The following is a 15,255-nucleotide window of genomic DNA, read 5'->3' as shown; positions in this document are numbered from 1 at the left end:
GGGGACCACAATCTGAATATTAGCAACACTGCCCGTAAAAAAGAATGGAAAATTTCAAGAAAGCGTGCCATATTTATTGAAATCGCATTTATTGTTGTTAAAAATAAACCTACATGTGGAATATGCTTTTTTCTTTATATTCCTTAGGTGTAATTCCCACATTTTTCTTAAATACCTTGCTGAAATACTTCTCATCATTGAATCCGGTTTTGGTTGCGACCTCGTACACTTTGAACTGGGGATCTCTTAGGTATTCCATTGCCTTGTTTATTCTGACATTCACAATATAATCGGTTAGGGATATGCCCTCCTCCTTTTTGAACAATACACTGAAGTAGGAAGGATTCATGGAAACCTGATTTGCCAGCATATCGAGATTGATTACCTTGTGGAAATTCTTCTGGATGAATAGTTTGACAAGCGCAATTGATTTATTGTCTCCTGATTTTGTTCCTTCTTTATGGTCATAGGTACTTATCAATACTAAAGTATCAATAAAGCGCTTATTGGCGGCCGGTAAAGAAGTACATTCCTCCAGTTCCTCCACGAATTGATAGATGTTATTAGCCATAAAAACACCGGCCTTTTCGGAACCGTTTATACCGGACCCCACCTGTATAAGCAAGCTGCAAAGCTTGTCCTGGTATTCCTTCACCGTTACGATTCCTTTTATACTTGTCTCATTGCACCTCTGATTGATGAAGACTTCCAGCCTCCCGGTATCCATCATTCTGAGCATGGATATCATTTGGGTAATATCAAATTCGTTAAAGTGCAACGTGTTAGCGAGTTTAGGCAGTTCATCTGCAAAATAAATATTCCCTTCGCCGTATACCAATTTTTCCATGAAGGCGGCTTTGGCCTGCCTAAACAGCGTGTACAGAGGCACCGATTTACTGCTAATACCGCTGACTCCCCAGTTTACTCGAAGCCCTTTTTCCCGGAGATATTCATTTATTTCGGTTAAGGAGGCTCGAAGTTCTCTCAAACCGTCTCCTTTTTTTATGTTGATAATAGAGATCACACTGTTTTTCACATGCGAAACAGACAGTACCTGAGGAAACACTGCCACCAGCTTACTGCCGAGCATAGTTGCAGGGAGAATACTTCCCTGTCCGGCATCTAAAAAAAGTTGCAGGTGGGTAAACTGTGCATATAAAATGATGAAATGCGGGCAAGGCATTTCAATCCTTCGTTCGGATAAAAACATTTGAAAGACCTCATCGCTCCCACCAGCGCTTAGCAGCATATCTTTAAGCATATTCCCATCTGTCTCGGAGAGGCTCCCAGGAGGCAGTTCTTCCGTTCCCTTCTCCTGGTCCAGATCGTCCAAAGCCCTCTTCAGGGCAGCCTCCAGATCCTGTCTCTTGATCGGTTTGAGCAAATACTCGGTGACCTTAAAACGAATAGCTTCCCTGGCATATTCAAATTCACTGTAGCCGCTGAAAATAATAACCCGGCTATCAGCACCTATATCCCTTATTTTTTTAAGAAATTCAATACCGTCCATATGAGGCATTTGAATATCGACTATAATGATATCCGGCTTGTGTTTCTCATATATTGCCAAAGCTTGGACTCCATTTTCGGCTTCCACCACTTCCCTGAACGAGAACCCAAGATCGTCGATAATCACTCGCAACCCTTTTCTAATGATGTTCTCATCATCTACGATCAATAATGAATACACGTTCATCCCTCCTTGGTTAATCAATAACCGGAATGCTGATATAAATTCGGGTTCCTTCCCTCATTTCACTATCAATCTCTATACCATAGCAGCTTCCATACGCCAGCTTAAGCCGGTCATTGACATTGGACAGACCGATTCCGTTCTCACCTGGGGATAACCTGTTTTTATGGTTGTTATCCAACCGTTCTCTCAAGGCTCTGAGCTTCCCGGGCTCAATGCCGTTCCCATTATCGCAAATTGTGAATCGGATATTATTTTGGTATACCTCGGCCGAAATTTTGATGACACATTGACCATCAAAGTTGCGAAACCCGTGAAGGATTGCATTCTCTACGATCGGCTGAAGGATCAGCTTCAGCATCTTTAACGAATATATCTGCTCTGCAATCGAGCATACCAGCTCCAATCGGCCGTTCATCATCAAATTCTGCAAACTGCAATAGCTCCTGATTTGTTCGATTTCTTCCGTTATCAGGACCAGCCTGTTGTCTTTTGTCAAATTGTAGCGGACCATAGCGCCCAATGAGGTTAACGCATCGGAGATTTCCCTTTCCCTGTTGATCTCGGCCATCATCTTGATGGTCTCCAGCGTATTATACAGAAAGTGGGGATTCACCTGGTTCTCAAGCGCTTTCAACAGCGCATCCTTCTGAAGAATTTCCGTTTTGTATACCGTCTCGATCAGTTCATTTATCCTGTTAAGCATTCTATTAAAATCCTTGCCGAGCTCGTCAATTTCATCATTTCCTTCAATTACCACTTGGGTATTCAGGTTGCCCTTCTGGACGCTCCTCATGACCTTTACGAGCCTTTTTATTTTCTTCATCAGTTTTCTGGAAAAAACATAGGAGATGAGAATCATCAAGATAAGTGCGGCTACGAGACAAACTACGAACGTGTTTCGTGCTTTCGTGGTTTCTTGGATAACCAGATTCTGAGGAAACATTCCAATAATTCTGTAGTTAGGATTCTCTAAAGTCTGGATTTCCGTCAGAAAGGACTGGCTTCCCACCTTCATAACGAAATTGGATGTACTTTGTTCGGCCTTGTTTAATTGGGAGGATAGCTGTGAGAGAACACCTGCCGGGTGATGATTGGATTCATAGACCAGTTGACCTACGCTATCATATACGAACACGGCTCCCTGTTTGAACTCCTCCATCTTGCCGAGACCACCAAAAATAGCGTCAGGTGCAATAAAAATTTCCAGCAGCGTGTTTCTATCGTTGGTTGTATAGGATAACATAGGCACGAACAAGGAGATTTCCTGATCGCGAATCGCTGGGTTTTTGACTTTGTCATAATCCAAAATACGGGCTTTGTGGAGATTCTCCCAGTATGGAGCGCTGTAAGTCGCCTGGATCGCTTCTTCAAACCATGCTTCGTTACGGTAAGGCTTAGAATGGTAAATCCATTCATTCTGAAAGGTGTTGTCATTCGCAGTAAAGAACCGGAAGTGATACTCCGTAGTCTCCAGGCTGCGGACCCAATCCATAAAAGAATTGAGGTAATGATAGGAAAAATCAATCTTGTTGGTATCGGACATATATAAATCATCAAAATATGAAATCAGCAAAGGGTATTGCGCAATTTGGCTCCCGAGTTTTCGGTAATCGTTAAAAATTTGATTCACATTCTCTTTTTCTTTTGCCAAGGCTTCCTTGAGGGCGGTCTTAGACTGATCCTCCACATATTGGACAGACCGAATGTAGATATAAACAGCCGACAAGGTTACGGGTATGAGAAGGACAAGCACAAAGGAAATCATGATCTTCCAGGTATAGCTGGTGTTTACGGGTCCCCGAAGCATTCTTAACATAACTCGTCCCTCTCTGTCTCTCAGTATCCACTGCCGCAACCGTATTATTATATCAATACCTATTGAAATCGACAAAAAAACATTTTTTGAGCTTTACTACCCTCTTGTATGGGAGATTACCCTAATTCAATTTCAATCCATTTGTTCTCCGGTGTAATCTCGCGGCGGATTCCCTGAGTAGCCTCAATACGCCCCTGGTATACTGACAAATACTCTGTTTGAGTTATGATTGTGATTCTTTTCTCTGTAGCAAGCCTGATTCTTCCCCTTATATCACCAACAAAAAAATAACTAAACTCGGGAGCCGTGCTCATAAAAACCAGGCAATTTTCATGAAACGTAACTTCACCATTCAAAGCAATCGGCTTACCCTTCTGGCTGTGAATGCCGCTCGATTTAAACCAGGTGTCCACTGCCCGCGGCCACACATACCTGGAGAGAGAATGGTCTGGCTTCAGTGGGTATCGGTGGACCAGCACCCCAGGTTCCGTGCTATAAGGAATATAATCCGGAATATAACAGGCATATACTGTGCCATCCTGTTGAATCTTGCTGAGATTGGTTAGATAAGCATTGTAGGAAGAGAGCAGCCTGTTCATATCCCCTGTGAGGAGTGAGTAATAGAAATCGGCTTCTCCCCGCCAGATCGTCCAGGCATGTCCTGCATTGATGCACGGGCCGTCCTGATCGCCTTCCCAGATGGTCTCCCACCATCTGAAGGATGACTGGTACATCCGGGCATCCGGCGTGTACATCTTCCAGGCATCATGAAGCCGTAGAATACTTTCGACAAATCGAATGTATTCATGCTTGAATTCAATGTGAAAACAAACATACAGAACGGATAATGCCGTGCAGGAGATCGAGCCGTCCTCCATCTCCGCCTGTGAGTATTCCTGATCCCCCTCCGTAGGGAAATGAAATCCCCGTTGCAGCAGATAATCCGCAATTTTCACGGCTGCTGCTTGAAAGACAGCCTCTCTGGGATCTCTCCTCTCCCCAAGCACCTTCGCCATATCCACCACTGCAATTACCGGGGCGCATACGGTGGTATAATCGATCTCTCTTCCTTTCTCATAACACAGGATGGCCCCATTCTCGGCAATATGCTCATGGAGCAGGTTCAGCAAGGTATCAATCGCATACTCCAGATAGCTTGAATTGCCAAATGCTTGATAAGCAGATAGAAGAATGGACACCCCAAAAAACTGCTCTTGTATTCGGGTTGACTCGAAGATATGGTAAGGACCATATTCCCGACCCTCAAACCTGTGCGGATAAGGTACGATGGAGCATCCTGGCGTAGGGGAGACTCCGGACAGATTCAATATTTTATGATCAATATGTTCTAAAACCCTGTCCGCCAATTGCGGGTCCACCCCAAACCGTTTGATATGTTCACACAGAGCCCAGCACCACACCCCTCCCTCAGCAAGATTCTCATCACAGTGATAGGGTTGTTCGATAGTACTGCTCGCCTTGCGGAACAGCTCGTTCCAGCCGCTGAAGCTGAATAATACACAGTCCAGGCTGTTCAGGGAATTTCCAAATGCTTCAACCCTGTAGAATCCCTCTTCACAAAGCCTAATTGAAACCTGATATCTGCCGCTATCTTCTACTACATGCTCTGTAATATCCGTACTGTTACCTGATGGTGAATGAAGGATAATTTTGTTATATACTCCTTCAATAGTCACGGGAAGCTCTGTCCCCAATGTTCCCCCTGCAACCGGAAAATAGGGAACAGGCGATCCCAAGGCGGAGCTCGCAAGCGACATGGCCTCCCTGTACGTGTCGGGAAAGTCGATCCTAAGGGCTATCGTATGTTTTTGTTTTGTGCCTGAATCTGAAACAAAAACATCATCAAAGCTCTCAAACATCTTCAATCCGAGAATAAAATGTCCAAAATTATTGGGAGAATACTCCAGTCGCCACCCAGCCAGGGGTTGAGGTGAGGTAACCAGAACCCATCTGCCGTTAGGTCTTGTCATTAGATAATAGGAGGCTTTGCCGTCTCCTGAGGTATAGGGAGATGTCGGGATCACCTGATCCTCATATCCTGTGCCTAACTTCCCTAAAAAATTGAAATCAAGGTTCATGCCGAATTGGCTGATATTCGTGTCTGCAGCTTCAATGGAAAGGATAAAAAACTCGTCCATAAATTCGTATTTTAAGGTGGAGTTATATTCGAAATTGGTAAAACCGGCACAGGAACCTCTCAGATAAGAAAAAGAATGGGTGATGAGTTGGTCATCTATAACGATGTGTTTCTTGGCGTCTGCGACATGGCTTATTTCTGTATGGTATGATTTCTTGTCTTTAAAGGTTGCGGCCAAGCTTCCGAACCGCCTGTTGCGGTCAACAAGGTTCACCCGGTTAGCATCTTTATTGTCATACAATTCCCTGATGCAGCCAGAATCTTTCTCGATGACAATGTCATACCCTTTTTTGCAGATTTTAATGGTTTCCTTCATTGTATCCCCCGAATATAAGTATAACGCGGATTTGTAGTGGATTTAAGAGTTTTCCTTGCTAAAAGAAGAAGGATGAGCCTGATTCTCGTCACACTCATCCACTTCTTTGATTAACATTATTTTATTGCTAAGCTGACTTATTTAAACTCCGCATACTTAGTGGTCCAAGCAGCCTCCAGTTTGGCCAAACCGGTGTCTTCTGCCTTCTTCAAAAACTCATTATAGGCATCTAAAGCCGCAGCCTCATTTTTGGCCATAACCATCTTAGGATAATAAGTTTTTGAAAGCTCATTCAGTTTAACTTGGATGATCCCTTCATCGGATGAAGACAGCGGGTGAATAAGACCCAATGCGATATCCGCTACTTTATGCGGCTTGACAATGCTCTCCAAGTTCTTTCTGTAATCTGTCTTCTCGGAATCGGTAAGTGCAGCCATTCTGCCATGGATATAGTCATCCGAGAAAGCAAAGTAGGTGGATAACCCTGTTTCCTTCTGATATTTGCTTCCGTCGGTTTCGTATAAGGTCTGGAATTCCGGAGTCCGTCTTGGTACTTGCTTCCCATCGATCTCCTTCATCTCCCAATGAACGCCCTTTACCCCATAGGCATCAAGCTCTCTACCTGTTTGAGAAGTCATAAAAGAGATGAATTTAGCCAGCCGTTCAGGGTCAGCCACTTTCTTGGAGACCAGCGTAGCTGTCCAACCGGAACCATCCTTGAAATAATTGCCGTCAGGAAAATAGGGCAGAGGCACCCAACCTGCATCGGGATTATCCTGGGTTTTAACCGTTTCATTGAAATCATTAACTATCCCTGAGAATACAATGGTATCACCTTTTTGTTTCTTTGCTTCTTTAATATCTTGTGCATCCACAAAAGATTCAGAGGACATCAACCCATTGGTATACATTTTATTCATAAACTTTACAAATTCAGTGAATTTCGGATTACGCACACCCGATGTGAGCTTCCCATCCGCGTTTACATCATATACATGGATGCCGAATTGGGTAGCAGGGAACATATAACCTTGAAATTCACCTGCTTTAAAGAAGGTCAGATCTTTGTTGAAAGCCCCGAAATACCAGCCGGTAAGCTTAGGAAACTTTTCCTTTGCTGCTTTCACTGCATTAAAGAATCCGTCAGGCGTTGACATATCTGGTTTTCCGATTGCCTCATAAACATCACTTCTGATAGCGCTTACTCCATCACCTCCGCTAACCGTATTATAATCTGATTGTTGAAGGTCATATGGGGTAACGAGAAACGACGGGAAGAAATATTGCTTTCCATCCTTATAGTTGTAGTATTTAAAGACCTCTGGTTCACTCTGCTCCCTAATCTCAGGCGCATATTGATCAATAAAATCAGAAATCGGCAAAACCATGCCATTCTTGATCATTAAATCGATGGTGGGATCATCCTTGTTGGTTGTAATCAAATCTGGAATGTCACCGGAAGCAACCATCATATTTAGCTTGGTATTATCACCAGAAGTTGCTTTGCTTAATTCTATCTTTACATTGGCCTGCTTTTGAATTTCCTGACCGGAGGGCGAACTTGTCCAATCGACATTGAACCAGTCATAATTATAGAAATGCTTGATAACTAGAGGTTCCAGCGCCAATTCTTCCGAACCCGCAGTTGCTTCTGTACCCGTTGCTGGCTGACTTGAACTCTCTTTATCATTATTCGATTGACACCCGCTAAAAATAACAGTCATCATTACTGCCATAAAGATTGACACAATCCTTTTTCCCTTACTCATCTTCTTTCCCCCTATTTTTGTGTGTATATCAAGGCAAGTGACCTAGATATCGAGCATTATCCTTTTACAGAGCCCACCATCATGCCCTGGACAAAATATTTCTGCAGGAATGGATACGCGAGAGCTACCGGAACGACGGACACAACCATAGTTGCATACTTCATGGAATCAATAATGTTAATATTCTGCTTACCGGCTCCGAGATAATTTGCAGCAATCGAGGCTCCTTCCGCTTGACTGATGATCTGATATAGAACCAGTTGCAGGGTGGCCAGATCTGGTGAATTGGTGTAGTAGGCTGCATCAAACCATGAATTCCATTGCTGTACTCCATAGAATAACGACACGGTGGCAAGAATTGGCGCAGACAACGGAAGGAATATTTTCCAGAAAACACGCCAATCATTTGCACCGTCTATCTTGGCTGATTCCTCTAACGCATCGGGAATGGAGGAAAAAAAGTTAATAAACAAAATGGCATTAAAAAATGAATACAGGGAAGGTATGATATACACCATGAAGGTATCAATTAATCCAAGTGAGTTGAGCAGCAGATAGGTTGGAATGATTCCACCAAAAAAATACATGGTGATTACACCCGTACGGATATAGAAGCTTCTAAGGGCCAAGTATTTTTTAGATAAGGGGTAAGACACGCAAGCAGTAAACAATACGCTTGCAATTGTACCCAAAATCGTTCTCGCCCCTGTAATTAGGAATGAATGGGCTAACTTGCTCTCTGTAAAAACAATCTTGAAATTCTCAAGTGTGAATTTCCTTGGAAATAAATAGATGAAGCCTTTTTCGGCGATGTCATTGGCTTCATTCAAGGATATGATGAATGAGTAGTACAATGGATACAACGTTACCAGGGTGACGATCGACATAAGAATAAACAGAACTATGTTGATGACTTTGTCTTCTGTATTTCCCTTCATTTCCTTCGCTCCTGACGGTTCACTTTATACGGGAATTTGCTTGTTAATATAAACTGGTGTTTGTTAACTTACGGCTGACTGCATTTGCTCCACTGAACAGCACAAACGATAACATTGATAAGATTAACCCTGCTGCAATAGCATAAGAGAAGCGACCTTGGGAAAGCCCCATATTTACGATATAGGTTTCCAAAATCATGGAATTGTCATAATTGAGCGAATTCCCAAAGAGTAGAGATTGCTGCAGATTTGATCCGGAGAGTCCTCCGTAAATCATGCTTCCAATACTAAGGATAACTACCATCATAATTGTGGATTTAATGGACGGAATAGTGATGCTAATCATTCTTCTGATGCGACTTGCTCCATCCACCACAGCAGATTCATATTGTTCTACAGGAATCGCAGCAATGGCAGCGAGATATATAATCGCCCACCACCCGGTCTCTTTCCAGGTGTCAATAATTGCCATCCAGATCCAGAAGCCTCCGGGAGAATTCAGATGAGCTTGGGGCTCATTGGTGAAACCAAGCGACATCAGTACATGATTGACAATACCATCGGTGTTGAGCCACATAATAAACAGTCCTGCAACAACTACCCACGAGATAAAGTGCGGAAGATAACTCGCCGTCTGAACGATTTTTTTCAGGGTCATATTCTTGATTTCGTTAAGCATTAAGGCAAATAAAATCGGCATGATGATGGCAAAAACCGTCTTCGTTAAACTTAACCCGAACATGTTTCTTACCGAATTCCAGAACAACTCATCGTGAAACAGTTCTTTAAAGTGCGCGAAGCCTACAAATGGACTCTTTAGAATTCCCAGAAAAGGATTATAATCAAAAAATGCTGCAAAAAGTCCGACCATAGGGATGTAGCAAAAAACAATTAGCCATATAAGACCAGGTAGCACCATAAGTTGAAGATATTTCTGTTGCCTTAGCGAATTTCCAATTCGTGAAAGCTTTATTTTTTTCCCTGCTTCATTTGACATTGTAGCTTCCTCTTCTTTTTCGTTTTGTAAAGCTCGGCCGGCCTACCAACCCTGTTACATACCTTATTATAAAGGGGATTAAAATTCCGAAACACAGATAAAATATACATATGGTGCAATATTTATAGGACTTTGCCCTTGGAAGGAAAAAGACACTAGCGTGGGCTAGTGTCTTTTAACCAGAGTATATTTCGGGTAGTCATTTTGTTTATTGAGGATTCATTGTATTCCTACCTCTGCTGGAAGCGAATTATTTCTTGTCCCCACTGCTTTAATCACGAAATTGTAGGCTTTAGCAGAATCTATGCCATTTAATGTATAACTATAACTCGTCTGACCACTTACCGTCGGCACATACACGCTCCAATTTGTGCTGACTTTATCATTTTTCTCATAAATTCGGTAACCTCGCACCGGGTCAGGGCTATTTGTTGGTGCTTTCCACGAAAGAACTGCACGGTTCCCTGACTGTCTTACTGCGCTTGGATTTTCGACAATGCCGGGTTTGACGTCAGTCCGCTTAATACTGTAAGCATCATAGACGGCAAGGGGTTTATCTTTAACTGCTGTGTAGGATGTAAATTTCAGCACATCGTTTGTAATGGAAACATCCACGAACATTTTCTTGTTGGGCTGATCGTTTTTTGCTGCAAAAAAAGTGTCTGCGTCTGGATTAATAGCATAGAATTTCGAAGCGGCCGAGTTGCCCATTAGATACACAGTCCCTTTGGGATTCAGCACATTTCCTTGCTCATCGGTAATGACATTCTTAATCGGAACGTTGTTCAGCATTTGAAAAGACCTCATATACATATGGTCATGTCCTTCAAACACCATATCCACACCCAGCTCATCAAATACGGGAATCAGATATTTCCGGTAAAACTCTACCCGGTCGCTTTCTGCCGAAGCATTATCCCCTGAAGAATACGCTCCCTTATGCATAGAGACGAATTTCCACTTCTTGTCGGTCTTTGCCACCTGATTCCGCATCCATTCCAATTGCTTCGTGAACTGAATATCCGCTTTGTACGGCTTGACCTCCCCTTCGTACTGGGAATTGATTTGCATAAACAGGGCATCACCGTATTCGAAAGCATATACCGACCCGTCATGAGCGCCTGTCCCGACATCTTTTGGAAGATTAAAATGGTTATAGAAGTTGTTATTCGGATAATCCTCTATCTCATGGTTGCCGATAATCGGTGCAAATGGCACATTGGCAAATTCTTTTTTCGGCACACCCAAGAACCACTGCCACAGCTGCTCCAGATCACCGTCATCCGTTAGATCCCCTGTAAGAAGAACAAACTTGGGATCTACCGGTTTCTCAATAGCTCTCTTAAAAGTATCCTGCCACAGATCGAAATTCGATTTACTTGAGCCTTGGGTGTCGGTTACGTAGAGGAAATGGAAATCCTGATTATCCGCCTTGTCCGTGGTAAAAGAACCCGCCTCGCTCCAACCGTCTGCATCACCGTTACCGGCCCGGTAGATATACTTAGTTCCAGGCATAAGACCGCTTGCAATAAGCTTGTGGCTGGCGAACTTTTTATACTTCTTGGAACTTCTGTCTCCTGATGTCATTAAGGTTTCAATAACTGTTGAGCTGCCCTCATAAGAAGTTGCCAGTTGTTCCGGGAACTCGCTTCCTCCCGCATTGGAGGCCTCCACCACTTGCACTACTGTACCTCTGACGGTTTCGGCTGTATACCAGTCAAAGGCGATACTTGTCTTTGGGTCCCCATTAAAAGTCATGTTCAGCAGCGTTGGTGTTTTGTTGCCGGTATCCGGAGACTTCGTCTTAAAGCTCCAGGTAATATCGTTCTCCAGTGACCGGCCATCCGTAGTCCCCTTAACAAGCTCTTTAGGGATGGTCACCTTGTAAGTTTTGCCGGCAGTAAAATTAGGGTGGCTGACTTTGACCGAGTCTTGACCGAGAAGCGAGGCAGAGATGTTGTTAAAAGGAACATTGTTTTCTGTGATTTCAACTTGATAACCACTGTCGAGACTGATGGCTTTATTAAACTTCACAGTGATCTCGGCATTAAGGGAAACATCTGCAGCCCCTGAAGCGGGAGTTTTGCTTACCTCAAGTGTGGGAGTGTCCCCAGGTTCGCCGCTGCTACGTGTTCCTTTAATTACTACATCTTTGATTCTACTTGAGCCTGAGCTGGACACTGTTCCCCCGCTTACGCTTTTCGTAGAGTTAACCACCCAGCGGATATAGAGTACATTTTGATTGTTAGTTCCCGCAGGCAAAACGAGGTTCGTTAATTTGCAGGAATTATTGGAACAATTAAAATTGTTCTGGGCTAGAACAAGGTTGCCGCCCGCAACATCTGTCCATTCCTGCTGATCTATACTGTATTGCACCTTAAAATCCCTAGGTCCTGTACTTGAAGAAGTTTGCTGTGAAGAGAGGAAGATACCTTCGAAGCCTTGGGTAGAAAGCGTGGCAAGCCAGTATTTAGTGCCCGTTCCTTCATGCCAGCCCTGGTTGCGTACGCTGTTCTCACTGGGCTCATAGGTGTATGCATCCGTATTTGTCCCTACATCACGAATGGATGAAGCCGTTTGATATACCCCGCCTGTAGCCGGAAATACTCCGTTCTCGCCTTTGTCTTTAAAAATCCACTGGGCAATCGTTTCCTGAACTGCAGTTACTTCGCTTGCAAGATCTTCCTCATTTCCCTCCCTTCCTGCTGAAACAAAACCGGTCAACTCCATGGCAAGCAGCAAACCTATAACCATTAGACTGATTACCTTGGGAAATCTGTTTTTGAGATAAGATTGGTGGTTATCCATTCGACCCATCTCCCTCTTCATTAATCTCACTTATCATCGAACCGCCGTCACCGAGAAGAACGGCGGTTCTGTCTACCCTTACAATCCTCTTATTGAAGTTCCCAGTCGGTGACTTGAAGGATTGCCGAATCTGCATTCTTCAGGTCTGTCTCACCCATGTTCAGTAAATTGCTCCACTGCTTCACACGGTTCTTGCCGTTTGGCGGATCGTTATACTCATTAGTATCTACAATCTTGGTCCGTTCTTTATAGAACTTGGTCATGAAAGTCTTCTCATCCGTGCTGCTTCCTGATTTACCCAAAAGCCCTTGAAGAGTCTCGGAACCGCCGGTAGCTCCATGGTTCAGCGCTGCATCCACGAAGGAACCAATAGTTAATGCCGAGTTAAAGCCGCGATTGCGGGCCTGCTCCACACTGTATTTAATGTAGATATTGTAGAACGTTTTCCACATAGCCTCTCTCCACTCGGGATCATTTTGCAAATTGCCGATTTTTCTGCAGAAGCTCTCTTCGCTTTCATTGATTTCGAGGATCTTCCCTTTCATCGAACCCTTGACACCGATCCGGGCCAATGCGCCTTTAACCGAAGGATTACTCGCGCCTTTGGCAGCATCATATGCCTTGAACAGATCCGGACCGTCGGGACCGGTATCATTTGAGCCGCCTGTAGTCGCACCGAATATTCCAATCGTATACCCGCGGTCATCATCAATATCTTCACAATATCCGTAAAAATTGATCCAGTTCAGATCGTCCTGCTCCGGTTTGTTGACAAGCATCATAATATTGTTCCACTGCTCACCATCCAGACCTGTGTTGTCGCGCAAGAATTGAAGTGTTGCCGGTGAGAAATTAGAATCAGGGTTCCCTGCCGCATAACTTTTCTGTTGAGATGCATTGGACAGATAGCCATAAGAAAAAATCATTGAAAAACTGAGCAGGATCAACAATGAAAATTTCATCTTCTTGGAAACCTTACTATTCGTTGAATTAAGCACCGCAATCTCTCCTTTAATTAAATAGTTTAAGCGCTTTAACTTTTAGTGGCAGCGAACCTTATCCCCAACCTATCTGAGCATGACAGCCCTCCTTTTTCCAACACTTGGTAATTCAATTCAAGCTTATCTCAAAAAGTTTGTACAAACAGCACGTATTTTCTTGTAATTATTAAATTTTATACATATGTTGCTACAAACCCTAAATTAAGTCTACAATCCTCTTAGGAGGTGCTGAATGAAACCGGTATTTTATGAGTCTACTCTTTTTGAGATCAGCCGCAAGAAACAGGTATACACCAGCATGCCTTCAAGACACTATCATGATGCATATGAGATTCTGTATTTAATATCCGGGGATTTTTATTATTTTATAGGGGACAGAACCTATCAGGTTGCGGGCGGTACGTTGCTATTTATGGATATTCATGAAATGCACAAACTGGTCAATTCTGGATGCAATATGTATGAACGGGTTACACTGCTGTTTAAAAAAGAATTCCTGCAGCATTTCTGCACCGGCGGTCAATGTGAGGAACTGCTCGAGTTATTCAAAAGTGATTACCGCGCTTTGAAGATGAACGGGAAGGACCAGTATTTCATCGAACAGCTTTTTCAGAAGATGATCCAGGAGGGAAAGAAGCAAGCTCGCGGATATGTACAGTACCAACAAATAATATTGGTGGAGTTGCTTCTCTATCTTAATCGTAAACTATTTGACAGCCGTGTAGCCCCATTGGTGGAATCCAATCGTACACATAAGAAAGTCCTGGACATCGTTAATTATGTAAATCAACATTATATGGAACCGCTTAAGCTCTGTGAGATTTCACAGAAATTCGACATAAGCTCTTCCTACTTATGCCGAACTTTTAAAGAAGCTACCGGGTTCAGCTTCATTGAATATATCAATAACATCCGCATTAAAGAAGCGCGTGATTTGCTGGTTGGCTCTTCTTTTAATGTGACTGAAATTGCGGGAATGGTTGGGTTTGATAACACCTCCCATTTTGGACGAACCTTCAAATTAATGATGGGTATCTCGCCGCTCTGCTTCCGCAAACAATTCAAGACTTAACAGCAAAAACACTGGAATACGTCAAGACATTTCGTCAAGGCGAACAAATTGCAGGTTTCTTGCCTGTAGTTGGTTTAGCACTTCCTCTAATGTTTGCAGCATAAAATAAGGAGCATGCCGGTCCGCGCCCACAGTCTCACCGCTGTCGTGAAGTAAGACAACGGAGCCATCGGTGATTCCACCTAACAGAGTGGCCTGCATCCGGGTTTGACAGACCCGGGTGTTCCAGTCGCCTGCCTTCAGCGACCACAGAACAATTCGATACTGCTTGTAACGAAAGAAATCAAATAGATTGATTAATCCCCAGGGTGGACGGTAATGATTGGGTCGGGTTCCCACAATAGATTCTATAATATCAGCGGAGCGGTCCAGATGTTCTCGCCTAATAGTACGGGGCAGCATCAGCCAGTTAGAGGTATGACAATAATTATGGATGCCAATCTGATGGCCTTCCCGATCCATTCTTCTGATCAGGTCTGGATACTGCTCCGCTCTCGATCCTAGCACGAAAAAAGTAGCCTTCACTTGATGCAACTTCAATAAATCCAGCAATATCGGCGTATATTTCGGATGTGGCCCATCGTCAAAAGTGAATGCCACCTGTTTTTTTACCGTTCCTTTGCGAAAGACACCAAAGCCGCTCACTCGCGTAATCAAACTCGGAATAAACATGTAAAGAGTGGC

10 protein-coding genes are annotated in these 15,255 nt (G+C 43.5%); 1 reads left to right on the top strand and 9 read right to left on the bottom strand.

Annotation, left to right across the window (positions count from 1 at the left end):
• Positions 1-109: 109 nt before the first annotated feature.
• From PAENI_RS24730 to PAENI_RS24695, 8 genes are all read right to left on the bottom strand, one after another.
• On the bottom strand, positions 110-1,690 hold the full coding sequence (locus PAENI_RS24730) for a response regulator (protein WP_188114668.1): 1,581 nt from the start codon (positions 1,688-1,690) through the stop codon (positions 110-112).
• Between the two features lie 16 nt (positions 1,691-1,706).
• Positions 1,707-3,512 carry a sensor histidine kinase gene (locus PAENI_RS24725; protein WP_149647005.1) on the bottom strand — a complete coding sequence of 602 codons (1,806 nt, stop codon included), beginning with the start codon at positions 3,510-3,512 and terminating at the stop codon, positions 1,707-1,709.
• A 116-nt stretch (positions 3,513-3,628) separates the two neighbouring features.
• The gene (locus PAENI_RS24720) at positions 3,629-5,986 is read right to left on the bottom strand and encodes a hypothetical protein (protein ID WP_149647004.1); all 2,358 of its coding nucleotides are present in this window, start codon (positions 5,984-5,986) and stop codon (positions 3,629-3,631) included.
• A gap of 137 nt (positions 5,987-6,123) precedes the next feature.
• Positions 6,124-7,755, bottom strand: a complete 1,632-nt coding sequence (locus tag PAENI_RS24715; protein WP_149647003.1) for an extracellular solute-binding protein — start codon at positions 7,753-7,755, stop codon at positions 6,124-6,126.
• Positions 7,756-7,811: 56 nt separating this feature from the next.
• A complete protein-coding gene (locus tag PAENI_RS24710) occupies positions 7,812-8,693 on the bottom strand; it encodes a carbohydrate ABC transporter permease (protein ID WP_149647002.1) in 882 nt (293 codons plus the stop codon).
• Positions 8,694-8,736: 43 nt separating this feature from the next.
• Positions 8,737-9,690 carry an ABC transporter permease gene (locus PAENI_RS24705; RefSeq protein WP_149647001.1) on the bottom strand — a complete coding sequence of 318 codons (954 nt, stop codon included), beginning with the start codon at positions 9,688-9,690 and terminating at the stop codon, positions 8,737-8,739.
• 219 nt (positions 9,691-9,909) lie between these two features.
• Entirely contained in the window at positions 9,910-12,498 is a 2,589-nt protein-coding gene (locus PAENI_RS24700) for a metallophosphoesterase (protein ID WP_149647000.1), read from the bottom strand.
• An 89-nt stretch (positions 12,499-12,587) separates the two neighbouring features.
• Positions 12,588-13,460 (bottom strand): chitosanase, encoded by an 873-nt coding sequence (locus PAENI_RS24695; RefSeq protein WP_149647086.1) that lies wholly within the window; start codon positions 13,458-13,460, stop codon positions 12,588-12,590.
• Between the two features lie 271 nt (positions 13,461-13,731).
• On the opposite strand from PAENI_RS24695, the gene PAENI_RS24690 reads away from it, so the two are divergent.
• A complete protein-coding gene (locus PAENI_RS24690; protein WP_149646999.1) occupies positions 13,732-14,571 on the top strand; it encodes an AraC family transcriptional regulator in 840 nt (279 codons plus the stop codon).
• Between the two features lie 21 nt (positions 14,572-14,592).
• Here the strand turns inward: PAENI_RS24690 and PAENI_RS24685 are convergent, their stop codons facing one another.
• Positions 14,593-15,243: a polysaccharide deacetylase family protein gene (locus tag PAENI_RS24685; RefSeq protein WP_188114678.1), complete on the bottom strand. Its 651-nt coding sequence runs from the start codon at positions 15,241-15,243 to the stop codon at positions 14,593-14,595.
• Positions 15,244-15,255 lie beyond the last annotated feature (12 nt).

The organism is Paenibacillus sp. B2(2019) (genome assembly GCF_008370385.1).
In the GTDB taxonomy this organism is placed as follows: domain Bacteria; phylum Bacillota; class Bacilli; order Paenibacillales; family Paenibacillaceae; genus Paenibacillus_AQ.
This window is presented reverse-complemented; position numbering and strand designations above follow the sequence as displayed.

Excerpts from the sequence above, each read along its gene's own strand:
- PAENI_RS24695 (WP_149647086.1), bottom strand. The coding sequence starts at position 13,460 with ATGAAATTTTCATTGTTGATCCTGCTCAGTTTTTCAATGATTTTTTCT.
- PAENI_RS24715 (WP_149647003.1), bottom strand. The coding sequence starts at position 7,755 with ATGAGTAAGGGAAAAAGGATTGTGTCAATCTTTATGGCAGTAATGATG.
- PAENI_RS24725 (WP_149647005.1), bottom strand. The coding sequence starts at position 3,512 with ATGTTAAGAATGCTTCGGGGACCCGTAAACACCAGCTATACCTGGAAG.
- PAENI_RS24700 (WP_149647000.1), bottom strand. The coding sequence starts at position 12,498 with ATGGATAACCACCAATCTTATCTCAAAAACAGATTTCCCAAGGTAATC.
- PAENI_RS24685 (WP_188114678.1), bottom strand. The coding sequence starts at position 15,243 with ATGTTTATTCCGAGTTTGATTACGCGAGTGAGCGGCTTTGGTGTCTTT.
- PAENI_RS24705 (WP_149647001.1), bottom strand. The coding sequence starts at position 9,690 with ATGTCAAATGAAGCAGGGAAAAAAATAAAGCTTTCACGAATTGGAAAT.
- PAENI_RS24710 (WP_149647002.1), bottom strand. The coding sequence starts at position 8,693 with ATGAAGGGAAATACAGAAGACAAAGTCATCAACATAGTTCTGTTTATT.
- PAENI_RS24720 (WP_149647004.1), bottom strand. The coding sequence starts at position 5,986 with ATGAAGGAAACCATTAAAATCTGCAAAAAAGGGTATGACATTGTCATC.
- PAENI_RS24690 (WP_149646999.1), top strand. The coding sequence starts at position 13,732 with ATGAAACCGGTATTTTATGAGTCTACTCTTTTTGAGATCAGCCGCAAG.